This window comes from Oceanisphaera profunda (genome assembly GCF_002157895.1).
Lineage (GTDB): Bacteria > Pseudomonadota > Gammaproteobacteria > Enterobacterales > Aeromonadaceae > Oceanimonas > Oceanimonas profunda.
This window is the reverse complement of the sequence record NZ_CP021377.1, coordinates 2660884-2682865: the sequence shown is the minus strand read 5'-3', so window position 1 is coordinate 2682865 and position 21982 is coordinate 2660884. Positions and strand designations below refer to the sequence as shown.

The window sequence follows — 21982 nt, the reverse complement described above, 5'->3', positions numbered from 1 at the left end:
AAATACAGCGCCGAGCGCCCGGCGCCCAGCACCAAGCTAAACATGACTAATTCAAGCCAACTGCAGCACGAGCTTAAACAAATACGATTATGTTGTAGAAGCCCGCTTTAGCCGGCTGGTTTTGCGTAGCAAAACATCAAACGCTGACAATAAATCTAAACCCAACAAAATACAGTCTGTCTCAAGCTGGTCGCTTGGAGCTCGGCGCTTAGGTTTTACCCCTTATAAAGCTTGGGATTAAACACATCACGCAGCCAGTCGCCGAGTAGGTTGATGACTAATACCAGCACCACTAAGTACATGCCGGGAAAGGCTGTGATCCACCAAGAGCCGGAGAAGATATAGCTAAAGCCCATGCTGATTAGTGAACCTAACGAGGGTTGATCCACCGGCATGCCTAAGCCTAAAAACGACAGCGCCGCCTCGCTCATAATGGCGTTGGCCACTTGTACGGTAGAGATCACTAAAATGGGCGATAAGCAGTTGGGCAAAATATGGCGAAACATAATGCGTCCCGACTTAAAGCCCATCACCTGTGCCGCCTCTACGTATTCTTTTTTCTTTTCCGCTAATACCGTGGCTCTGATGGTGCGCGCATATTGGGGCCACTCGGCTAGGCCAATAATCACCACCAGCATTAACACCGCGTATTGGCCGTAAAACTCCGCCCCTAATGTCGCTTGAAACACCGCCGACACGATAATCGCCACCATCATGGTGGAAAACGATAATTGCACGTCGGCAAAGCGCATCAATAAATTATCGAGCCGTCCGCCAAAGTAGCCCGCAGACAAGCCAACGATAATGCCAATTAGCAACTGTAGCGCCACCGCACCGAGGCCGATCATCAATGACACTCGTGAGCCGTATAAAATAGTGCTAAAGATATCGCGACCTTGTACATCCGTGCCTAACCAAAAGCGCGCATCTCCCATATCTAACCAAGATGGCGGCAGCTCTGAGTCTAAAATATCAATAGTCGCAAGGTCGTAAGGGTTATGGGGGGCGAGCAGCGGCGAGAAGAAGGCGGCGATTAAGAAGGCCACAAACACCGCGAAACTCACCATGGCCACCTTGTCGCGGCGAAAGTGATAGATAAAATCCGACTGCTTAAAGCGTGCCCAAGGGCCTAAGTTGGCTACTGAGTTCATCTTATTATCCCTTTGCCGCTAGGTTTACGGTGGGGTTGATCAGGCCGTAAATTAAATCCACTAAGGTATTGGTCAACACGAAGATGAAGCCGACAAAAATCACATAAGTGGTGATCAACGGCGTATCCACACGGTTAATGGCATCCAAGAACAATAAGCCTATGCCCGGCCACTGAAACACCGTCTCCGTTAAAATGGTGTAGGCCACCATGGTGCCGATTTGCACCCCGCCCACGGTAATCAAAGGCAGCAAGGTATTTTTAAGGGCGTGCAAAAACCAAATACGATGCTTATTTAGCCCTTTTGACCAGGCAAACTTAACGTATTCAGCACTGAGCTGTTCCAGCATTTCTGAGCGCACTAGGCGAATAAACAGCGGCAACATAATGGATGACAGCGCTATGCTTGGCAGAATAAGATTGCGAAATCCCTGCCAATTAAATAACCCCGACTCCCACCCCAAGGGGCTAGTGAGCACGCCACGCCCATAAGCGGGCAGCCAGCCCAGCTCGATGGAAAACACGTACATCAACAAGATAGCGGTTAAAAATACCGGCACCGAGATACCGATAATACTCACGCTCATGATCAGGCGCGAAAAAAAGGCCCGCGGCTTAATGGCGCAATACACGCCCAGTGGAATACTCAAGCCAATAATCAGCACACTGGCACACAACACCAGCTCCAGCGTGGCCGGCAGCTTTTCGAAGATCACTTCTAGGGTCGGCTGTTTATAGACATACGAGGTGCCAAAATCTCCTTGTAGCGCACTGCCCACGAAACGGCCGTACTTCACTATAAAAGGATCGTTTAAGCCTAAGTCGGTGCGCATTTGGTCACGCACCTCCTCAGAGACCGACTGACCCACTAATTCGCGCAGCGGATCGCCTAAATTATCCTGAATCGAAAACGCCACCAAGCTGATAACAAACATCACCACTATCACTTGGAATAGCCGTTTCAATAAGAAAGTTAACATTATTTATTCCAATAAAAAAAGCGCCCGGCGCCCAGAGCCCAGCACCAAGAAACACAAAGAGCTCCGTCTTCTTTTAGCTGGGCGCCTGGTGCTGGGCGCCGGGCGCTATATTGTTAGTTCCGTGGCGAGAAAGTCTTTAATCTTTGATCACTAAATCACCTAAGTAGGGGAAGTCCATGGCGTTGACGATGGGCTCGGCCATTACATTTTCGCGCGCACCCCAGGCTAGGTCTTGCCAATGCAAAGGCACGAAGGCTGCATCGTCATAGAGGATTTTCTCGGCTTGTTGCAGCATGGTGCCGCGTTTTTCTGGATTAGTTTCCAGATTAGCCGAGTCAATCAGCTCGTCTAACGCAGGGTTTGAATAATGACCGCAGTTATATTGGCCACGACCGGTTTCTTCGTTGCGAGTCATGGTTAAAAATTCAGAGAAGTTAGCTGCATCTTCCGTATCGGACTGCCAGCCAATCATCAGCATATCGGCGTTACACTTATCGAACTCCGGCCAATACTGGGCCACCGGCATGGTTTTTAAGTCCACATCGATATTAATGCGCGCCAGCATAGCTTTTACCGCTTCGGCAATTCTAAAGTCATTCACGTAACGGTTATTGGGCGCGATCATGGTGATCTTAAAGCCGTCTTTATAGCCGGCGTCCGCCATTAACTGCTTGGCTTTTTCCACATCATAACGAGGCTTTAAATCTGGGTTATGCCCCAAATACGCGGCCGGTGTTTGTTGTGATGCAGTAGTGCCAAAGCCGCGCATAATGCGCTGTACTATGCCGTCTTGATTAATGGCGTAGTTCACCGCTTGACGCACCCGCACATCCTTAAAGGGCGCAAAGCGTTCTTGGTTCATCTGCATACTAATAATGCGCGTGCCCGATTGGGTAATTAATTTTACCCCTGAGGCAGACTTCACGCGGTTATGGTCGTTCGGTGACACCGGCTTAATAAAGTCCACGTCACCGGCTAACAGCGCTGCTACTCGTGTGGCATCTTCTTTAATCGGCACTAAGGTCAGCTGTTGCACGTTGCCGGGCGATTTTTTATCCCAGTAATCGGCATTACGCTCATATTCCACTTTCACGCCTTGTTGGCGCGATTTAAGCGTAAAGGGCCCAGTGCCTGAGGTGTGAGTCGAGGCAAACGAGCTGCCATGCTTCACGATCTCTGCCTTATCTTGGCCGTCTTCGCCTTTGCCACTGTAAAACTTAGAGTCCATAGGCAGCAAAAAGGTCATGGTATTCAGCACTAACGGGTAAGGCCCGCGGGTGACAATGTCGACCGTGTGTTCGTCCACTTTGCTGGCGGCACTAAAGGAGTCAAAAATGGCTTTAAAGTCTGCCGAGGCTTTTAAGCGCTCAAAGGTCCACACCACATCGTCGGCGGTAAAGTCATTGCCGCTGTGAAACTTCACCCCTTTGCGCAAATAAAAGCGCACGGTGTTTTCATCGCGACGTTCCCACTTTTCGGCCAAGCGCGGCTCAGTGTCAAAGTCTTTGGTCCAACGCACTAAGGGATCAAACAACAAGTGCGACATTTCCATGGTGGCGCCGGAGAGTTGCTCGTGCGGGTCCATCGAAATCGGGTCAGCATCATAGGCAATGGTGATATCTGCCGCTTGCACACTGAATGCCAATCCTGCGGCGATCATGGCCGCCGTTACCTTATTGAGTCCATTTTTCATGAAACACTCCGTTCATGTAACATTCAATTAAGCCTTTGCTTTAATAGTTAAGGCCATTGAGATTTAGGGTTGACCAGGGCTAATAGCGGAAATATCTAAGCCTGCTCGTGACATGCCTTTAAATTCCGGCATCAAGCCTATTAGCGAGCGACTATAAGGGTCACTGGCATGGGTAAAAAGTTGTTCCGTTTCGGCCACTTCTAACAAACGGCCCTTTTGCATCACGCCTATACGATCACACATTTGACGGATCACCGGCAAGTCATGACTAATAAACAGCAAGGTTAACTTGAGTTCGTCTTGTAAGTCTTTCAATAGATTTAAAATTTGCGCCTGCACCGACACATCTAGCGCCGAAGTAGGCTCATCGCAAATCAGTAATCTTGGTCGTGTCGCCAAAGCACGCGCAATAGAGATCCGCTGGCGTTGCCCGCCAGAAAATTCATGAGGAAATTTAACGCCAGCTGCGCGCTCTAAGCCCACATAATCCAGTAAGTCGCGCACTATGCTGCGCACTTGGGCTTCATTATCAGCCAGTTTATGAAAGCGGATCGGCTCAGCTATAATATCCGCCACTCGCATCCGTGGGTTTAACGACGAATACGGGTTTTGAAACACCATCTGCATTTGCCGACGCAAGGGCCGACGCGCCTTTTCGCTCTTAATGGCCGTAAGATCTATGCCTTCAAACCAAATCTTGCCGCTATCTGGCGGATATAAGCCGGTAATGGCGCGCGCTATGGTCGACTTGCCCGAACCTGACTCGCCCACTAAGCCAAAGGTTTCGCCTTCATAAATTTCAAAGCTCACATCATTGACCGCCTGCACATATTGGCGGCCCGACTCAAACAAAGAGTTTTTGGTGATAAAGCGCAGTTTGCACTGCTCTACGCGCAACAAAGGGCCGGTAAAGGCGCGCTGATCTTGGCTTTGGCCCAGCCAGTGGGTTTTTAAGTCTAAGTGCGCTTTTTCGGTGGCTTGTTCAATGTAGGACACCAAGGGAAACCGATGCAGCTTTACATCCGAGCGCGGCACCGCAGAAATCAAACTCTTAGTGTAATCATGAGCCGGGGTCTGCAGTACTTTGTCGGTAGGGCCAATCTCCATCAGCCGACCTTGATACATGACCGCCACTCTATCAGTCACGTTCGACACCACTCCCATATCATGGGTCACCAGCATGCAGCCCACATTGCGCTCTTTGCACAAGGTGCGGATCAGCGTCAAAATTTGGTCTTGAATCGATACATCCAGCGCCGTGGTGGGCTCGTCGGCAATGATCAATTCCGGATCGCAAGAGAGCGCAATGGCGATCACCACCCGTTGGCGCATACCACCGGAAAATTGATGGGGATACTGCTTAATGCGCAGCTCAGGTTGCGGGATGCCCACCGCATCCAATAACGAAATGGACTTTTTCAGCGCTGCGGCGCGGGTGGTTTTAGTATTGGCAAGCAGGGTTTCCACCATTTGCGCCTCTACCGTGAATAGCGGATTAAGCGAGGTCATGGGATCTTGAAAGATAAACCCAATGCGCTGGCCCCGAATGCCGCGCATCTGCCGTGAGGTGAGTCCAGAAATACGCTCTTTATCGAGATAGACCTCGCCACTGGCAATGCGCCCAGGCGGGCTTAGCAAGTCAATAATGGCGTTGCCGATGGTGGACTTACCCGCCCCAGACTCCCCCACTACCCCAAGAATTTCGCCGCGCTCAATATGAAAAGACAGGTCGTCAATTGCCGCCATCACGCCATGGCGAGAGGGATATTCAATTCTTAGGTGTTTCACTTCTAACAGCGACATGGCTATCCTCAGAGTCTGCTTCTCGCGCCTACTTTTAGCCGCTGGCATCTAGTGGCTAAAAGTAGGCGAAGTCATCATAGAGTAAGTGCGCCTATCTTGTTGCTTTGCTTACGAAAACTCAACGTTAAAAACAGGGGAGTGTGAGGCGAGAGGTGTGAAGATAGAGGTAAAGAACGAGAAAAACGCCATGCGCCGCACACTTAAATCAAAAACGGTGTTGCTCTTTAACTTATGGTGTACGGCGTATAGCGTAAGGCTGCGCCTTAAAAATACTTGGCCAGCAGTTGCAAACAACCCAAGGCAAATAAACCGGCGATCACGTCATCGAGCATAATACCAAAGCCGCCGTGTATGCGTCGGTCAAACCAGCGAATAGGCCAAGGTTTGAGAATATCGAAAAACCGAAACAGCACGAAGCCTATCAGTATCCACACCGCTCCTGCAGGTGCCGCAAACATGGTAATACCAAAGCCGATCACTTCATCCCACACAATGGCGCCATGATCTGGCTGGCCGATAGCCTCGGTGGCCGCATTACAAATCCAAATACCGGCAATAAAACCCACCACCAAAATGGCGATATACCACGGCGCCGCCAACCCTTGTATCAACAGATACAAAGGAATAGCGGCAATGGTACCCATGGTGCCAGGCATAATCGGACTTAAGCCACTGCCAAAACCCAGTGCCAAAAAGTGCAACGGATTCGACAGTTTTAACTTAGCGAGCTCTGGTTTTCTCATTCTGGCTTTCTCATTGAAGTATTCCTTACATGAATGTGAAGGGCGAAGAGTAAGGGGGAAAACCAGCGCCGAGCGCCCGGCGCCAAGCACCCAGCTTAACAAAGAGCCAAAGATTTTCTCGCCACGGAAGAACACGGAATTCGCAGAAAAATTAAGCTGATATAAGATCGAAAAAGACCTGAGACTTTATTGGTAAAAGCCATAGCTTGAAATCTATCAATAAAAAACTTTCAGATTTGTTCTCTATTTTTCCGTGTCCTTCCGTGGATTCCGTTGCGAGAAAGGGTTAGATCTTAGCAGTAGCTTGGCGCCGGGCGCTTGGTGCTCGGCGCTACCCCTCTTTCACACCTTACGAAAGTGATCCCAGCTTTGATTTACGATTTGGTAGGGCTTGCCTTCGTGCACCAGCTCTACGTTTGGCTCACCAGAAAACATGCGACCTATGCGGGTAAACTTAACGCCGCAGTGGCTCAATGCCGTTTCTAACTGACCACGGTGCAGTTCAGATACCGTAAAGCATAACTCGTAATCATCGCCCCCCGTCAGTGCCAGCTCCCAACCTTGCTCTTGACTGATAGAGGCTTGCATGGCGTCACTGAGCGGTAATTGGTCCACTTCTATTTGCGCGCGCAAACCTGATGCGCGGCAAATATGTGCCAAATCCCCCGCTAAACCATCGGATAAGTCCAGCGCACTGGTCGCAATATCGCGCAGTGCTTGGCCCACTAAAATTCGCGGGTGCGGGTACTCAAATTTATTACGCACAAATTCTTGATGTGCTTTGGGCACTTGAATATTGCCCAGTGCCTGCTGTAAACCCAGCGCCGCATCACCTAAAGTTCCGGTCACATAGATACCATCGCCCACTTGAGCACCCGAGCGCAGTAAGCCTTTACCCAGCGGCAGTGTGCCGTGTACGGTCACGGTAATCGACAACGGACCTTTGGTGGTGTCGCCGCCCACTAGCGCCACGTTGTAATATTCGGACAGTTCAAAAAAGCCGGCGCAAAATTGCTTGATCCAAACCTCGTCAACTTCCGGCAAGGTTATCGCCAGCGACACCCAGCAAGGGTCGGCACCCATGGCGGCTAAGTCTGATAAATTTACCGCTAAGGCTTTGTGGCCGAGCGCGGTGGGATCCATGTCGGCAAAAAAATGCACGCCACTGACTAGCGTATCCGTGCTCACCGCCAATAGTGTATTAGCGGGCACTTGTAAGAGCGCACAATCGTCGCCGGGGCCCATGATCACATCTTTACGATGGCTGGCTTTGGTGAAGTAATGCTTAATAATATCGAATTCATTCATAGAAAATGAAAAGCCAGCGAGTGGCTGGCTTTTTTCCCGTGCTTATTGTTATTTTTTTAACTGCTTGATGACTTTATCAAGCACGCCGTTCACGAAACGATGGCTTTCTTCGGCGGCAAACGCCTTGGCCAGCTCAATGGCTTCGTTGATGACTACCCGATAAGGCACATCTTCACGTCGTGTTAGCTCGTAAGTGGCTAAGCGCAATACCGCTTTATCGACCATGTCCAAGTCCGCCAGGGGGCGTGAAAGATAAGGTGAATAAACCGCATCCAGCTCTTTGGTGTGCACAGAAACGCCAAACAGCAGGTCACGGAAATAATCCATGTCCACCCCTTTGATGTCCTGTTCCAGCGCAAACTGCTGGGCAATATCGGCCACGTTATCCTTGGTCATTTGCCATTGGTAAATGCCTTGGATAGCGAGACGGCGGGCCTTACGGCGTTCAGACGGTTTCAATGCAGTACTCCTATTAGTCCAGCTGTTGCAGGACGTTAATCATTTCAAGTGCGCTGAGGGCGGCCTCTGCGCCCTTGTTGCCCGCCTTGGTACCAGCGCGCTCTATGGCTTGTTCAATATTTTCGGTGGTCAGCACGCCAAAGGCGATGGGCACTTCAAAGTCCATCATCACATTGGCCATGCTGGCGCTGTTTTGATTAGCGACCAAATCGAAGTGGTAAGTGCCACCACGGATCACGCAACCCAGCGCCACTATGGCGTCGTAGTTGCCAGTTTTGGCCAACTTTTTACACACCAAAGGCATTTCAATCGCACCCGGTACTTTTACCAGGGTGATATTCTCATCTTTTACTTGGCCTTGACGTATTAATACATCAAGCGCGCCATTGACTAAGCTGTCGTTAATAAAGTTATTAAAGCGCGCGACCACGATCGCCACCTTGGCTTTAGGAGCGGCCATTAGCCCTTCGATTACCTTCATGGAAACCTCTGCTCTGACAAAAGTGCGCACATTCTAGCACAACCTGAGGGTGACAAAAGTCATTAGATGATTGCTATCAAACATCTGTTGTTTAGAGACATAATTACTAATGGCGCGCTTCGGGCTCTTCCTCAGTAAATTCCTCTTCACCAAAGAGATCTTGCAACTGGCACAGCACCGTATCTCCGGGCATGCTGATCTCAGCTTTTTCAAGGGTATGCTTAATAGTTCTGATCACCTGTGCGTGCACTTGCGTCACATCCGCCTTGTGGCTGCGCGTCCACCAACGCACCCGAATCGTCACCCAACTGGCCGCCAGATCCCACGGCAGCGCCTCGGCTGCGGGAGCTTGCTCTACCTCGGCCACTTGTGACACCGCCGCTATCAATAAGGCACAGGCTTTATCCAAGTCATCTTCATAGCCAATACCCACGTCGTATTGGCTGCGTCTAAACTCATGGGCGGTGATCACCCGCACCGCCTGCGTATAGATATCACTATTGGGGATCACGATGCGTTGGCCATCGTAGGTTTTAATAATGGTGGCGCGGGTTTCAATGCGTTGCACCGTGCCCTCTTGGCCGTTCACTTCTATTTGGTCGTTAATATCAAAGGGCTGGCGCAATAAAATCAACAAGCCTGCCAGCCAGTTTTGTAAAATATCTTTAAAGGCAAAACCAATGGCCACCGAGCTGACCCCTAAGCCGGCTATTAAATCACCGGGTTTGAGGCTGGGAATAACAATGGTGGCCGCCAATAAAAAACCCATTAAAAAAATAAGCCACTTTACAAAACCACCCAGCACGTCACCTAGGTTATCGCGCCCCCGGGTGTGGGTTTGGCGTAAAATAACGCGCCGCACCAACAGACCAATGCCATAAAAAATCAACAGTAAAACCAAGGCCACCAACAGATTGGGCAACAAGCGAATACTGCCATCTACCCAAGAATCGATCCGCTCTAAGGCCACGCCAAAGTCTAAATCAACCTCTTGCGCGACATCTTGCTTTGAGCTGGCCTCATTGGCGGTGCTCGATGCGGTGTCTTCTGCCATTTATGCCTCCTGTGCGATTTGTCTATCGCTGCTAATCTAGTCCTGTTAAGCGCTTGCTGCTCAGCCAATGGCTTCAACCTTGTCCTTAACTGCACTTATCTTAATAGCGTAGTTACAAAAGCGAGCTTCGGCGTCGCTATCTTTACTCAGCACGGCTCGCTCAGTCATGCCCGCGCGCACTGTCTAAGCCCGTAAAAAATACCCAGTGTGTGAAATAACAGAAAGTAAGGCTGGAGCACGATAAAACCCACGCTCCTGCTGTAGAATGGCGTCACTCCTGATGGATAGTAACGGTGCCCTGCTACTTTAGTAGCAGAACACTTTGTTGACGGTAGGATTTATGTTAACAAGAGTGTTGTTATTAATGTGTGCTTTTTAAAACAGCAGATGAAGGTGAAGTATGCAGCCAGAACGGCGTGGTGATTTATTGATTTTAGCGGCTACCCTGTTGGCGTCTGCTGGCTGGCTGTTTTCAAAAGAGGCAATCATCGGCTTGCCACCGGCGGGGTTCGTGGGTTGGCGCTTTTTGCTGGCAGCCCTACTGCTACTGCCCTTTTGCTATCGCAAATTAGTCAACACCTCTCCTGAGCTATTACTCAAAGCCGCCGCTATTGGCTTGGTGATGACCTTAAATCTTATCTTCTGGATCCAAGCTATTTCTCACAGTGAAGGCATAGGTGAAGGCGCCTTTATTATGAGCTTGGCCATGCTGATGGTGCCGCCCTTTGCTTGGCTGCTCTTTAAAGAGCGGCCCTTGCGCCAATTTTGGATAGCCTTGCCTATCGCCTTAGTGGGCTTATTTTTACTGACCATGGAAAACGGCCTTAGCTTATCGCTCAGTCAGCTGTTGTTCTTACTCGCCTCACTGTCGCTGGCGTTGTATTTTAACTTAAACAGCCGCTTTGCTCGGCGCATCGACCCTATGGCGCTCACCTGTATTCAACTGGCCGTGACCGGTGTGATGCACTTATTGTATTCCGCCAGCTTTGAACAATGGCCCAGCAGCATAGCGCCCATTACTTGGGTCTGGTTTAGCGCCAGTGTCTTGCTCGCCACCTCTTTTCGATTTGTGCTACAAAGCATGGGTCAAAAATACAGCCCCATCGCCAATGCGGCTTTGATCATGATGTTGGAGCCAATTTGGACGGTGTTGATCAGCGTGTTTTGGTATCAAGAGCCGATGCCGTTACCGAAAATTTTAGGCTGCACGCTCATTTTATTGGCACTGCTCAGCTATCGCAGCCGCAACCTCCTTGCTTGGTATCGCAGCCGTAAAGCAGGTTTAACGAGATTTTGACGAGATAGCCTTTAAGTCACGGGTTTTATTGCGCGCTGGGCATAAACAACTCTTTCACCTTAAATAACCCGACCACCAGCAAACCCGCAGCTAGGCCGATCACCATATGCAGCAATAACGGGGTTAGCCAAGCTAACACATTCCCGATGGCCGGCAACCCGTGGGTAAGCGCAGCAGCAGCGGCTACCCAATGCTCCAACCAAGCAAGGCCGTGCACTAAAATACCGCCCCCCACCAAAAACATGGCAATGGTGCCTACTATCGACAAACCACGCATTAAATAAGGGCAAGCGGCCAGTATGGCTAGCCCTGGCTTTTCCCACGCCCCGCCTTTTTTGGTGAGATACAAGCCCAAATCGTCAAGCTTAACGATGCCGGCCACCAAGCCATACACACTTATGGTCATGCCCAGTGCAATACCGGCCAATACCATCACCTGCTGCATAAAAGGCGCATCTGACACTATGCCTAAGGTGATCACAATAATTTCTGCTGACAACACAAAATCGGTACGAATCGCGCCTTTTATTTTACCCAGCTCATAAGTCTGCACATCCATATTAGGATCTAGCTTGGCGTCTGGATGTCGTACTTCTGGAGAGTGAGGTGCTTTTGAAGAGTGCGATACGGCTAAAGAGGGTGCTGCTACCAAGCGCTCAGTGCTAGCGAGGGGCTCACTTTGAACAGCGCTAGCGGAAGAGGTAGATAGTGCCTTTTTATGAAGATAAGAATGCACCAGCTTTTCGGCGCCTTCGTAACATAAATAGATGCCGCCCAACATTAACAGCGGCACTATGGCCCAAGGGATAAAGGCGCTAATCGCCAAGGCCGACGGCACTAAAATGACTTTATTAAGCATGGATCCTTTGGCCACCGCCCACACTACCGGCAACTCCCGATCCGCCCTCACCCCTGACACTTGCTCAGCATTCAGCGCTAAATCATCTCCTAATACGCTGGCCGCTTTTCTGGCTGCCATCTTGGTCATGAGCGAAACGTCATCCAGTAAACTGGCAATATCATCAAGCAACATCAATAAGCTAACGCCGGCCATAGGGAGTTCCTTATGCTGGGTTTAGGACTTAACTTAAGGCCTAAACTAAGCCTTAATGCCTAAACTTTACGTGCTAATGGCTGCCCTTGATAGTGGATCCCGGCCCAGCCCTGTTTAATGAAGTTACGGATATTTTGGTGCCCTTGTCCAGTCGGATCTGCCAATACACCCCGATAATGTTCGCCAAAAGCCGCCACCGCTTGCTCTGCACTTAGCTGATGTAATTGGCCAAAGGCAAAAATCTTGCAGGAGCCATTATTTTCTCCCGCTGCATTTTCTAACTCACCATTAGTAAAGGCGGTGGGCGTAAAGTTATAAGCGCCGTCAATCACCGCTAGCGTATCGGCAAAGCTCAGTTGTTCTGGCTGGTTTTGTAGCGCGTCGAGCAAGTCTTGTTCAGTCATGGGATTCCTTGTTGTTAAGTAATGTGAAGTGTGAGGGGAAAACAGCGCCGATACCGGATCAAGCCCGGCATGACAGCCCGGCGCCAAGCTCCCAGCTTAACAAGGAGCGATAAAGATTAGGGATCTTTGCCACGGAATACACGGAAGAACACGGAAAAATTAAGATGAGATAAGATCGAAAAGTGCCTAAGGGCTTATTTATGGTAAGGACTCTCCTCGTCTAGGCTCTGGTGTCTGTCCTTTACCATTAAGATCCCTTTCAGACCTGATCTTTATTGTTCAGTGCTTCTCATAAATAAAGAGCTGCGGCTTCCGTTGCAGATAAGGTTTTAGTCACTAAGATCTGCAGCAAGATCCTGACTTTCGTCAGGATGACGGCATCAAGCTAAACACCGCTTTTTGTTTGGCTCGCCCCTTCACTTTTTACTCTTCACCGCTTTTAAGCCCTAAACACTGGCTGAAGAAACGGCTGATATCGGTAATTTCGGCACCGCACACGCTGTGCTCCATATTGTAATTATGGAACTGTGGCGTATAGCCCCACAATTTAAGCTGCTGACACGCACGGGTGCCCAGTAATTCTGGCACCACCGCATCGCGGGTGCCGTGTAATACCTGAATCGGCAAGGCCGCATTTGCCGCATGGCGTTCTAAACTGTCGGCGGTGGCCAAATAGGTCGACATAGCGACTAAGCCGCCTAAGGGTTTATCAAAGCTTAATGCTGCCTCATAGGCCACGGCCCCCCCTTGAGAAAAGCCCGCTAAAATAATGCGGCGGCTGTCGATACCCAAGGCTATTTGCTGCTCAATAAGTGCTTGAATGGCGCGGGCAGACACGCGTAATTGACGCTCATCCACTTCACGCTCTATGTTCATGGCCATAATGTCATACCAAGCAGGCATGCGATGACCACCGTTTACCGTTACTGCTATTTGCGGCGCATGAGGGAAGATGAAACGAATCGCGCTGTTCGCTGGCAAGCCCAGCTCCGGCACTATTGGCTCAAAGTCATGGCCGTTGGCACCCAGACCATGTAACCAGATAACGCAGGCATCGGGATCGGCTGCGGTGTCTTTGATAATGGCATTCAGTGTCATTTATGCGGTGTCCTTTTGATAATTATTAGCTTATTTGGCCCATTGCCATTGATCTCGGCCATTCTGCTTCGCTGAAATCAAGGCGCCGTCGGCACGATTGATAGTGACATCCATGGCTTCATTGGCATGATATTGCGTGATACCGGCACTAATACTTAACGAGACCGTTTTATCATCCCGCAACTGCAGTGAACGTATGGCCTGCATCACCCTTTCTACCGTATGAATGGCTTGTTCTGAGCGCGTCTCTGGCAACAGTAACATAAATTCTTCCCCGCCCCAGCGTGCGCAAAGATCTACCTCACGCAATTGCTGCTCAATGGCCTTAGCCATCATGCATAAGGCTTTATCACCCACATCATGACCAAACACATCGTTAATGCGCTTAAAATGATCCACATCTAGCATCACCACGCTCAAAGGTTGCAGGTGTCGCCGACTGCGCTCTATTTCTTCATGCAACCGCGACATCAATAAACGACGATTCGCCAATCCCGTTAACGGGTCGTGTAAGGCCACTTCTTTGAGCTCTTCATTAAGCTCCAATAAATTCTGTTGATAACGATCGGAGATGCGGGTGATTTTTTCTAAACGACGGAGCTGTTTATCATATTGGTGGAGTAGTTCATGAGTTTGCGTTCGAGCTAAATCATCACTGCAGTCAGAAATGCGTAGCAAACGCTCCAAGCGCTGCTGGTGCGCTTGCTCTCGCTTTCTTAATAACTTGAGCGCCGGCAGTAAAGGATTATCTTGATGTTCTGGCGCTTGCAGTAAGCGGTCCAGTTCGGTATCCGTTAATGAGTTAGTCATGAGGCTCAATATCAAAAGGGAAGGTACAGTCTTCTTTGAATTCTTCGGCCAATTCAACCACGCGCTCGTTGGCCGGATCATAATACCAACGCACACTCACTTGGCGATCTGTCACGAATGCAGCCTCTAACATATCAAAGATATCCATCATGGCTTTCACGCTACTGGTATTCATGTAGATCAGATGCAGGTCTAGGCGCAGCGGTAAGGGAGATTGTTTGAGGAAGTCTTCAACCCAGGTAATAATCTCCGCAAAAAATTCAAATGAATTTTCTGGATAAGAGTCGCCCTGCATGCTCATCACGCCGCTATTCGTATCACACACTATGGTAGGCGTAGACTGGCTACCTGTAATATTGAGTGAGGCTAAATCCTGTTTTATGTTTGTATTCATATTACCGCCAACACACTGAAGAAACCGCGCCCGTCACCCATTTCGACTAATTTGGTGATGATAGGCTGTGATGATTTACGGGCTACATCCAATAGCCCCAAGCCGGCTCCACTGTGACTATTCTCGGCACGGGGCTGGCGCAATTGTGTTTTATAGGCTTGCTTTAGCTCGGCTTTATCCATCTCAGCCAACCGCTCAACATCACGACAGACCGCTTGACCGTCAGCCAGCTCAACTTGGTTACCGGCCAATACTTGATAATGACCGTCCACGGTTCTGGCTACCACTACCGTTGCTGAGCCTTCCAGCTCGCTATAGCCCTTGTGCGTGGCATAGTGACGAATGTTTTGTGTGAGTTCGATATAGACTCCAAACACGTCCATGGCGGCACTGGGCAGCGCATTATCTTCACGTAGATAGTTTTTTAACGCTTTCCCTATTTCTTCGATCAAACCTCGAGAAATAGGTCCATTGAAACACAGTAAGATCTGATTCTTATTAAACTGCTCTCTAATAGACAATAGATCTATTGATGACATTGCAAAATCCCTATGCAGACAAATCAACTTTAAACGCGAGTAGAGTGATATCGTCTCGCTGTGGATAGCTTCCTTTATAGTCATCTAATGCCTGCTTAAGCCCCTGTGCCTGTTTGGGTAACGGTAGCGCGGCATGAGTTCTTAATAACTCACAAAAATGACTACTTCCTAAACCAAATCCTTTTTCTCCCCCCGCCTGATCCAAGTAGCCGTCGGTGGCTAAATAATAGGTGCGCTGCGGCTGCAGGGGTAAATAGGTATCGATAAACTCTGCGGCGCGTCGGTCGAGCAAGGTACGACGACTGCCTTTAATTTCATCTATGTGTTCACCATCACTGTGATAGAGCGACATTTTGGCGCCAGCAAATACTAATTTCTCTTGATCCGGTAACACACAAGCCAAGCCCACATCCATATTGGTAGCCAACCCTCGAGGCAGCTCACAATCTTGCAGCATACCGCGCAGTATTTTATCTGCCGACTGTAAAATAGCCGCAGGCGACGTAATACCGCACTCATTAATGGCATGATCCAGAGCTGCACGTGCCAGCATGGTCATTAACGCCCCCGCTACGCCATGCCCGGCACAGTCCACCACTCCCACTAAAAAGCGCCCTTGCTCTGCGGGATGAAACAGATAAAAGTCCCCGCCTACCACATCTCTAGGCTGCCACAACACAAAGTGCTGCTCACCCAGCATTTGCGTGAGCTGCTGATCCGGCAAAATGGCTTTTTGTATCAAACTGGCATAATCAATGGACGCATTAATTTGTAAGCGCGCTTGCTGCATCTGTTTATTGGCGGCTTCCAACTCAAAGGTACGGCTACGTACTTTATGCTCTAACTCCTCAGTATGCGCCTGTACTTTATTCGCCATCACGCCAAAAGCCGTACTAAGGTCACCAATTTCATCCCCAGAAGAGGCAGGCAATGAGAGATGATAATCCCCTTCAGCAATTGCAGTAGCAGAGCTTTGCAGCCGTCGTAATGGAGCCAGTATTAAACGCTCGATGGCATAGGCTAATGCCAATAATAAGATAGTGAGTAGCGCAATAAAGGCCAATAACGAGGTCGTTAACCAGCTGACTTCCACTACTTGAGCTGTATTAGGATCGATGGCGGTGATCACATACCAATTTAACTCGGGTATAAAACCGATGGCCACTAATTGGCGGCGACCATTCATGGTGAACCAATCTAGGCTGACTTGTTCAGGGGTACTTTTGGCGCTAGCCATCAATGCCTGCAAGCGTGGTATCTCTGCCTCATCCAGCTGGGCGGTAATTGTACGGAGCTTGGCATCAGTACCGGTGGCAGAGCCAATGGCCACATTATCTATATTGGGGTGAGCCTGAAACGCGCCTTGCTCATCGATGATCATGGGCGTAACTCCCCGCTCATCCGTGGCAATAAAGTCATCAATAAAATGGGTTAAGTCGATACCGGTCCCCGCTAAGCCCAGCACCTTGCCCTGCTCTTTAATCAGGATATTAAGCCAAACTCGGGTGGTTTTTAACCGAGTATCACGATTAACGTTAATATTAATTTTTTGATCACTGGCTACTACATTATAAAACCAATCATCATCAGGATTACTAGCGGAGAGCGTATATTCTGGCGCTACGTTATTAGTCGAATTTAGATCTCGATAATAATAATTACCCGACTGAGCACTCACCACAAAAAATGAATGACTACTAAAGTCATCCATAAAACCTTGGCTTTCTAAAAACAGCTTTTCTTTATACAGGGGATCATTTTCATTCTTTAACCATTCACGCATTAACACCGAATCAGAAAAACGCCGTGCCAGTGCCAAATCCCGAGACAGAGGCACTAAGATGCTTTGCCGATTAAGCTGAGTAAAATTGCGAGCATAGGCTTGACTAAAATGCGCTTGCACACCGGTCATAATTTGCCAACCAATGGCGACGGCGGGTATCAATGCGACTAAGCAGACTATCACTAATGCCCACATCGATTTTGCTCGAAGTCCCTTTCCCCAAATTGCCATTGGCGTCCTTGCCTAAGTGTTGCGATTACATGCTAAAAAGTGCTTATTGTTGCCGTTAACAGGGCAAAATTCAATTATATCCAGTAAAAAAAGCCCACTATAATTGTGGGCTTTAATGGCACAATATTTTAGTCGGTGATGTATTCCACCACCTCAAGACCAAAGCCCGATAAGGCATGGTAGCGCTTAGGTGAGCTTAATAATTTCATCTTGCCCACACCCATGGCCTGTAAGATCTGCGAGCCCACACCCACGCGGCGTGAAGTACCTCGCCACTTGGGCGCTTCTGCCTGCTCGCCCTTGTCGACCGCCTCAAATTGGCGCACCAAAGACAACAGCTGATCTTGCGCTTGGTCTTGGCCTAAAATCACCAACACGCCGCCTTCATCAGCAATGCGCTGCATAGACTTACCTAATGGCCAAGTGCGTGCCGAGTGACGGTCGGTCATTAGAATATCGGTAAACACATCGTGAATGTGCACTCGTACTAAGGTGGGCAGTTCTGGCTTAATGTCGCCTTTTTTCAGCGCAAAGTGCACTTGGTTATCGATGGTGTCTCTGAAGGTGACCAATTCAAACTCGCCAAATTCGGTGGGCAGTTTGCAGCGCGCCACCTGCTCTATGGTGGTTTCATTTTGATTACGGTATTCGATTAAATCGGCAATGGTGCCAAGCTTAATGTCGTGCTCTTTTGCAAAGATCTCTAAATCAGGGCGACGAGCCATGGTGCCATCTTCATTGAGGATCTCGACGATCACCGACGATGCCTCTAAACCCGCCAAGCGCGCTAAATCACAGCCCGCTTCCGTATGGCCAGCACGGGTTAATACGCCACCGTTTTGCGCTTTGAGCGGGAAAATATGCCCAGGCTGCACTAAGTCAGAGGGTTTGGCATCGGGAGCCACCGCCGCTTGCACGGTGCGCGCGCGGTCGGCGGCAGAAATACCGGTGGTTACGCCAACTGCTGCCTCAATGGATACCGTAAAGGCGGTAGAAAACTGCTCGGTATTGCGACTCACCATTTGCGGAATATTTAACTGGCGACAACGGGCTTCAGTTAGAGTCAAACAAATTAGTCCACGGCCATATTTGGCCATAAAGTTAATGTCGTCGGGGCGCACATGGTGCGAGGCCATGATCAAGTCGCCTTCGTTTTCGCGGTCTTCGTCATCCATTAAGATGACCATTTTGCCCTGTCGAATATCGTCGATGATTTCTTGGGTACTGCTTAACGCCATGGGATGCTCCCTTATATAAATCACTGAGCGGCCACTCAAATATCTGCAGGCCACTCATGTTGTAGACTGTTTGGGCGCATCATAATGCTAACGCCCGTGGGTTACTGTTAAGCAAAGCGCATAGTGGCTAAAAACTGCGGATTTTAGAGCCATAAATCCCGTCACTATTGGCGCCATTAACGACTCACTGTGAACAACGAATGGTTAATAATTAGTAGTTAACAATTAGCACGAACAATGCGCGCGGTAAGCTTAATATCTTCGCCTACTTGGCGCACGTCTTGCCATTGCAAGTTAATCACCTGCTCCATAGCGGTAAAACTGGCGAAGTTAAACAAGCCGCGAGCGCCGTTGCCCATTAGCTTAGGGGCTTGATATAACACCAGCTCATCCACTAACTGCGCCTGCAATAAGGCACCACATAATTGCGCGCCCGCTTCTACCCATAACTGATTAATTTGCCGTTTGCCCAACTCAACCATTAAGGCTTGCAAGTCCAATTTGCCCGCCTCGGTTAACGGCAACACGCATTCTTCTACTTGTTCGTTAAATTCGCTCGTTGCATGATCTCGCAATAATAAAATAGGGCCGGGCAAGCTGAATAACTTAAGATCAGGTGTTAACCGGTTACGGGTATCGATAATCACCCGCAGCGGTTGGCGCAACTGTGACTGTGGCTCACTTGCTGGCGGCTCGGTTGATGATTTATTTGCTAGAGAATCAGACAGAGAGTCAGGTAGAGAATTAGGCAGAGAATTAGACAGAGAGCCAGGCAACATATACTCACCGTATTGTGCCTGCACCGACTCTGGCAACTCAGACCAGCGCACATTGAGGCTGGCATTATCCACCAATACCGTATCGGCACCGGATAAAATGGCGCAACTCAAGGCTCGGTGGCGCTGTACATCGCGCCGCGCCGCCGCCCCTGTAATCCACTTACTTTGGCCATTAGCCAAGGCGGTACGGCCATCAAGGCTGGCCGCTAACTTGACGGTCACCAAGGGCACACCGCTGCGCATACGCTGCATAAAGCCCGCATTAATGGCCTCGGCCTCCACCGCCATTAAGCCCGATTCTGCATCAATGCCTGCGGCCTGCAACATGGCAATGCCTTTACCTGATACTTGCGGATTAGCATCAAGGCTTGCCACCACTACTCGAGCCACGCCCGCATCAATCAGTGCTTGCGCGCACGGCGGTGTGCGGCCCGTATGTGCACAAGGTTCCAGCGTCACATAGGCAGTGGCGCCTTTAGCTGCGCTACCGGCTTGGCGCAGAGCAAACACTTCGGCATGAGGGCCGCCGGCTTGACGATGAAAGCCTTCGCCAATCAGTAGGTCTTGGCCGACCAGTTGATCTTTTTTTACAATCACACAGCCCACCGCAGGATTGGGGCTGGCGGTAAAACGGCCGCGGCGCGCTAATTCTAAGGCGCGGGCCATCCAGTGGGCATCTTGAGAATTAAATAAAGAGCCGAGCTGAGAGCCGGACTGAGAGTTGAATTGAGAGTTAAACACTTATTGCTCCAGGCGGGCGATTTCTTCACCAAACTCGCGTAAATCTTCAAAGCAGCGATACACAGAGGCAAACCGAATATAGGCCACTTTATCCAGCAGCTTTAATTCTTCCATGACTAGATTGCCGATCAACTCCGATTTTACTTCTCGCTCACCGGTGGCGCGCAGTTGCGACATAATACGCAGCACCGACTGCTCGATGGCCTCTATGCTCACCGGACGTTTTTCTAACGCCCGCTGCATACCTGCTTCTAGTTTTGCTTCATTAAAAGGCTCGCGAATACCGTTATTTTTAATAATGCGCGGCATCACCAACTCAGCGGTTTCAAAAGTGGTAAAGCGCTCTTTACAGGCATGGCACTCTCGCCGACGGCGCACCTGTAGACCTTCACCCACCAGACGCGAGTCAATCACCTTAGTGTCTGTGGTATGACAGAAGGGACAATGCATAGCGCCTCCCTAGGCTAAATTCATTGAGGTCAGTGTAAATAAGCAGACTTAAGATTGCCAGTAAAGCAGCGCCAAGCGCTAAGCACCTAGCTAAAATAAGGCACTGCTCTTTGTTATCCTTGGCGCTGGGCGCTTTCTTCGGCACCAAATAAAAACGGGACCCTAGGGTCCCGTTTTTTGTCAGCATCTAGCTTATGTCTCTCGCTTAGCGATTAAGCATAAACAGGGTGACGGCGACAGATTTCTTGAACCTGCTCTTTCACTGATGCGATAACGGTATCATCGTTGATGTTGTCTAACACATCACAAATCCAGCCGGCTAACTGGCGTACGTCGGCTTCGTTAAAACCACGACGCGTTACAGCTGGCGTACCAATACGAATACCTGAGGTCACAAACGGTGAGCGGGGGTCGTTAGGTACTGAGTTTTTGTTAACTGTGATAAAGGCCTTGCCCAGAGCGGCATCTGCCTCTTTACCGGTAATGTCTTTGTCGATCAAATCTAACAAGAACAAGTGGTTGTGCGTGCCGCCTGATACCACTTTATAACCGCGCTTGATGAACTCATCAGCCATGGCTTGGGCATTTTTCAATACTTGGCCTTGGTATACTTTGAATTCAGGCTCCATGGCTTCTTTAAAGGCCACGGCTTTACCGGCGATCACGTGCATCAAGGGGCCGCCTTGGCCACCTGGGAATACCGCTGAGTTCAGCTTCTTTTCCAGATCTTCGTCGTTTTCGGCAGATAAAATCAAACCACCGCGCGGGCCAGCCAGCGTTTTATGGGTGGTAGTCGTCACCACGTGGGCGTGGGCAATGGGGCTTGGGTAGTGACCAGTCGCGATTAAGCCGGCAACGTGGGCCATGTCGACCATAAACCAAGCGCCAATCTTATCGGCGATTTCACGCATACGCGCCCAATCAACGATGCCAGAGAACGCAGAGAAGCCACCGATGATCATCTTCGGCTTGTGCTCAACTGCTAGGCGTTCCATTTCTTCGTAGTCGATAACGCCGGCTTCGTTGATGCCGTAAGGAATAATGTTATACATTTTTCCTGAGAAGTTGGCAGGAGAGCCGTGAGTCAAGTGACCACCGTGCGCCAAGTTCATGCCCATAACGGTGTCGCCTGGCTTAACCAACGCCATAAATACCGCTGAGTTTGCTTGTGAGCCAGAGTGTGGCTGTACGTTAGCATAGGTAGCACCAAACAATTCTTTAGCGCGATCAATGGCCAACTGCTCGGCAATATCTACATATTCACAGCCGCCGTAGAAGCGCTTACCTGGGTAGCCTTCGGCGTATTTATTGGTAAGCTGTGAACCCTGCGCTTCCATTACTCGCGGGCTGGTGTAGTTTTCTGATGCGATTAACTCAATGTGCTCTTCTTGACGCTGAGTTTCATCGCACATGGCTTGCCACAACTGCGGATCGTAATCGGCGATATTCATGTCACGCTTTAACATTGTCTCTCCTGACTCATGGGGGATATA

21 protein-coding genes are annotated in these 21982 nt (G+C 49.7%); 1 reads left to right on the top strand and 20 read right to left on the bottom strand.

Annotated features, from left to right (window positions below; genetic code table 11):
- Positions 1-215: 215 nt before the first annotated feature.
- From CBP31_RS11855 to CBP31_RS11815, 9 genes are all read right to left on the bottom strand, one after another.
- Positions 216-1151 carry an ABC transporter permease gene (locus CBP31_RS11855; RefSeq protein ID WP_087037527.1) on the bottom strand — a complete coding sequence of 312 codons (936 nt, stop codon included), beginning with the start codon at positions 1149-1151 and terminating at the stop codon, positions 216-218.
- 4 nt (positions 1152-1155) lie between these two features.
- Positions 1156-2130, bottom strand: a complete 975-nt coding sequence (locus tag CBP31_RS11850; protein ID WP_087037525.1) for an ABC transporter permease — start codon at positions 2128-2130, stop codon at positions 1156-1158.
- A gap of 136 nt (positions 2131-2266) precedes the next feature.
- Entirely contained in the window at positions 2267-3823 is a 1557-nt protein-coding gene (locus CBP31_RS11845) for an ABC transporter substrate-binding protein (protein ID WP_087037523.1), read from the bottom strand.
- Between the two features lie 63 nt (positions 3824-3886).
- Positions 3887-5626: a dipeptide ABC transporter ATP-binding protein gene (locus CBP31_RS11840; protein ID WP_087037521.1), complete on the bottom strand. Its 1740-nt coding sequence runs from the start codon at positions 5624-5626 to the stop codon at positions 3887-3889.
- Between the two features lie 263 nt (positions 5627-5889).
- The gene (locus tag CBP31_RS11835; RefSeq protein WP_087037519.1) at positions 5890-6369 is read right to left on the bottom strand and encodes a phosphatidylglycerophosphatase A family protein; all 480 of its coding nucleotides are present in this window, start codon (positions 6367-6369) and stop codon (positions 5890-5892) included.
- A gap of 342 nt (positions 6370-6711) precedes the next feature.
- Positions 6712-7677 (bottom strand): thiamine-phosphate kinase, encoded by a 966-nt coding sequence (gene thiL / locus CBP31_RS11830; RefSeq protein ID WP_087037516.1) that lies wholly within the window; start codon positions 7675-7677, stop codon positions 6712-6714.
- 48 nt (positions 7678-7725) lie between these two features.
- Positions 7726-8136, bottom strand: coding sequence for a transcription antitermination factor NusB (gene nusB, locus CBP31_RS11825; RefSeq protein WP_087037514.1), 411 nt, complete (start codon positions 8134-8136; stop codon positions 7726-7728).
- A gap of 13 nt (positions 8137-8149) precedes the next feature.
- Positions 8150-8617 carry a 6,7-dimethyl-8-ribityllumazine synthase gene (gene ribH, locus CBP31_RS11820; RefSeq protein ID WP_087037512.1) on the bottom strand — a complete coding sequence of 156 codons (468 nt, stop codon included), beginning with the start codon at positions 8615-8617 and terminating at the stop codon, positions 8150-8152.
- A 106-nt stretch (positions 8618-8723) separates the two neighbouring features.
- Positions 8724-9671, bottom strand: a complete 948-nt coding sequence (locus CBP31_RS11815; RefSeq protein WP_087037509.1) for a mechanosensitive ion channel family protein — start codon at positions 9669-9671, stop codon at positions 8724-8726.
- A gap of 400 nt (positions 9672-10071) precedes the next feature.
- Between CBP31_RS11815 and CBP31_RS11810 the strand changes: the two genes are divergently transcribed.
- Entirely contained in the window at positions 10072-10968 is an 897-nt protein-coding gene (locus tag CBP31_RS11810; RefSeq protein ID WP_087037507.1) for a DMT family transporter, read from the top strand.
- A gap of 25 nt (positions 10969-10993) precedes the next feature.
- On the opposite strand, the gene CBP31_RS11805 is transcribed toward CBP31_RS11810, so the two are convergent.
- The 11 genes from CBP31_RS11805 to glyA all read right to left on the bottom strand — a co-directional run bounded on the left by CBP31_RS11805 (position 10994) and on the right by glyA (position 21955).
- A complete protein-coding gene (locus tag CBP31_RS11805) occupies positions 10994-12022 on the bottom strand; it encodes a DUF808 domain-containing protein (protein WP_087037505.1) in 1029 nt (342 codons plus the stop codon).
- Positions 12023-12081: 59 nt separating this feature from the next.
- A complete protein-coding gene (locus tag CBP31_RS11800) occupies positions 12082-12426 on the bottom strand; it encodes a HopJ type III effector protein (protein ID WP_087037503.1) in 345 nt (114 codons plus the stop codon).
- A 423-nt stretch (positions 12427-12849) separates the two neighbouring features.
- Positions 12850-13524 (bottom strand): alpha/beta hydrolase, encoded by a 675-nt coding sequence (locus tag CBP31_RS11795; RefSeq protein ID WP_087037501.1) that lies wholly within the window; start codon positions 13522-13524, stop codon positions 12850-12852.
- Positions 13525-13554: 30 nt separating this feature from the next.
- Positions 13555-14334, bottom strand: coding sequence for a biofilm regulation diguanylate cyclase SiaD (gene siaD / locus CBP31_RS11790; protein ID WP_087037499.1), 780 nt, complete (start codon positions 14332-14334; stop codon positions 13555-13557).
- Positions 14327-14728: a biofilm regulation phosphoprotein SiaC gene (siaC, locus tag CBP31_RS11785; RefSeq protein WP_087037497.1), complete on the bottom strand. Its 402-nt coding sequence runs from the start codon at positions 14726-14728 to the stop codon at positions 14327-14329. The genes siaD and siaC overlap by 8 nt, the downstream gene beginning before the upstream one ends.
- Positions 14725-15267 (bottom strand): biofilm regulation protein kinase SiaB, encoded by a 543-nt coding sequence (gene siaB / locus CBP31_RS11780; protein ID WP_087037495.1) that lies wholly within the window; start codon positions 15265-15267, stop codon positions 14725-14727. Before siaB ends, siaC begins: the two co-directional genes overlap by 4 nt.
- 10 nt (positions 15268-15277) lie before the next feature.
- Positions 15278-17281, bottom strand: a complete 2004-nt coding sequence (gene siaA, locus CBP31_RS11775) for a biofilm regulation protein phosphatase SiaA (RefSeq protein ID WP_087037493.1) — start codon at positions 17279-17281, stop codon at positions 15278-15280.
- Between the two features lie 128 nt (positions 17282-17409).
- The gene (gene ribBA, locus CBP31_RS11770; RefSeq protein WP_087037490.1) at positions 17410-18519 is read right to left on the bottom strand and encodes a bifunctional 3,4-dihydroxy-2-butanone-4-phosphate synthase/GTP cyclohydrolase II; all 1110 of its coding nucleotides are present in this window, start codon (positions 18517-18519) and stop codon (positions 17410-17412) included.
- 218 nt (positions 18520-18737) lie between these two features.
- Complete coding sequence (gene ribD / locus CBP31_RS11765) at positions 18738-20039, bottom strand: bifunctional diaminohydroxyphosphoribosylaminopyrimidine deaminase/5-amino-6-(5-phosphoribosylamino)uracil reductase RibD (RefSeq protein WP_265414955.1); 1302 nt, start codon at positions 20037-20039, stop codon at positions 18738-18740.
- Positions 20040-20489, bottom strand: coding sequence for a transcriptional regulator NrdR (gene nrdR, locus CBP31_RS11760; RefSeq protein WP_087037486.1), 450 nt, complete (start codon positions 20487-20489; stop codon positions 20040-20042).
- A 212-nt stretch (positions 20490-20701) separates the two neighbouring features.
- Complete coding sequence (gene glyA, locus CBP31_RS11755; protein ID WP_087037483.1) at positions 20702-21955, bottom strand: serine hydroxymethyltransferase; 1254 nt, start codon at positions 21953-21955, stop codon at positions 20702-20704.
- Positions 21956-21982: the final 27 nt, after the last annotated feature.

Excerpts from the sequence above, each read along its gene's own strand:
- CBP31_RS11835 (WP_087037519.1), bottom strand. The coding sequence starts at position 6,369 with ATGAGAAAACCAGAGCTCGCTAAGTTAAAACTGTCGAATCCGTTGCAC.
- siaC (WP_087037497.1), bottom strand. The coding sequence starts at position 14,728 with ATGAATACAAACATAAAACAGGATTTAGCCTCACTCAATATTACAGGT.
- CBP31_RS11800 (WP_087037503.1), bottom strand. The coding sequence starts at position 12,426 with ATGACTGAACAAGACTTGCTCGACGCGCTACAAAACCAGCCAGAACAA.
- CBP31_RS11855 (WP_087037527.1), bottom strand. The coding sequence starts at position 1,151 with ATGAACTCAGTAGCCAACTTAGGCCCTTGGGCACGCTTTAAGCAGTCG.
- nrdR (WP_087037486.1), bottom strand. The coding sequence starts at position 20,489 with ATGCATTGTCCCTTCTGTCATACCACAGACACTAAGGTGATTGACTCG.
- CBP31_RS11850 (WP_087037525.1), bottom strand. The coding sequence starts at position 2,130 with ATGTTAACTTTCTTATTGAAACGGCTATTCCAAGTGATAGTGGTGATG.
- CBP31_RS11810 (WP_087037507.1), top strand. The coding sequence starts at position 10,072 with ATGCAGCCAGAACGGCGTGGTGATTTATTGATTTTAGCGGCTACCCTG.
- CBP31_RS11795 (WP_087037501.1), bottom strand. The coding sequence starts at position 13,524 with ATGACACTGAATGCCATTATCAAAGACACCGCAGCCGATCCCGATGCC.
- ribH (WP_087037512.1), bottom strand. The coding sequence starts at position 8,617 with ATGAAGGTAATCGAAGGGCTAATGGCCGCTCCTAAAGCCAAGGTGGCG.
- glyA (WP_087037483.1), bottom strand. The coding sequence starts at position 21,955 with ATGTTAAAGCGTGACATGAATATCGCCGATTACGATCCGCAGTTGTGG.
- CBP31_RS11840 (WP_087037521.1), bottom strand. The coding sequence starts at position 5,626 with ATGTCGCTGTTAGAAGTGAAACACCTAAGAATTGAATATCCCTCTCGC.
- ribBA (WP_087037490.1), bottom strand. The coding sequence starts at position 18,519 with ATGGCGTTAAGCAGTACCCAAGAAATCATCGACGATATTCGACAGGGC.
- CBP31_RS11805 (WP_087037505.1), bottom strand. The coding sequence starts at position 12,022 with ATGGCCGGCGTTAGCTTATTGATGTTGCTTGATGATATTGCCAGTTTA.
- CBP31_RS11815 (WP_087037509.1), bottom strand. The coding sequence starts at position 9,671 with ATGGCAGAAGACACCGCATCGAGCACCGCCAATGAGGCCAGCTCAAAG.
- siaB (WP_087037495.1), bottom strand. The coding sequence starts at position 15,267 with ATGTCATCAATAGATCTATTGTCTATTAGAGAGCAGTTTAATAAGAAT.
- CBP31_RS11845 (WP_087037523.1), bottom strand. The coding sequence starts at position 3,823 with ATGAAAAATGGACTCAATAAGGTAACGGCGGCCATGATCGCCGCAGGA.
- thiL (WP_087037516.1), bottom strand. The coding sequence starts at position 7,677 with ATGAATGAATTCGATATTATTAAGCATTACTTCACCAAAGCCAGCCAT.
- siaD (WP_087037499.1), bottom strand. The coding sequence starts at position 14,334 with ATGACTAACTCATTAACGGATACCGAACTGGACCGCTTACTGCAAGCG.
- siaA (WP_087037493.1), bottom strand. The coding sequence starts at position 17,281 with ATGGCAATTTGGGGAAAGGGACTTCGAGCAAAATCGATGTGGGCATTA.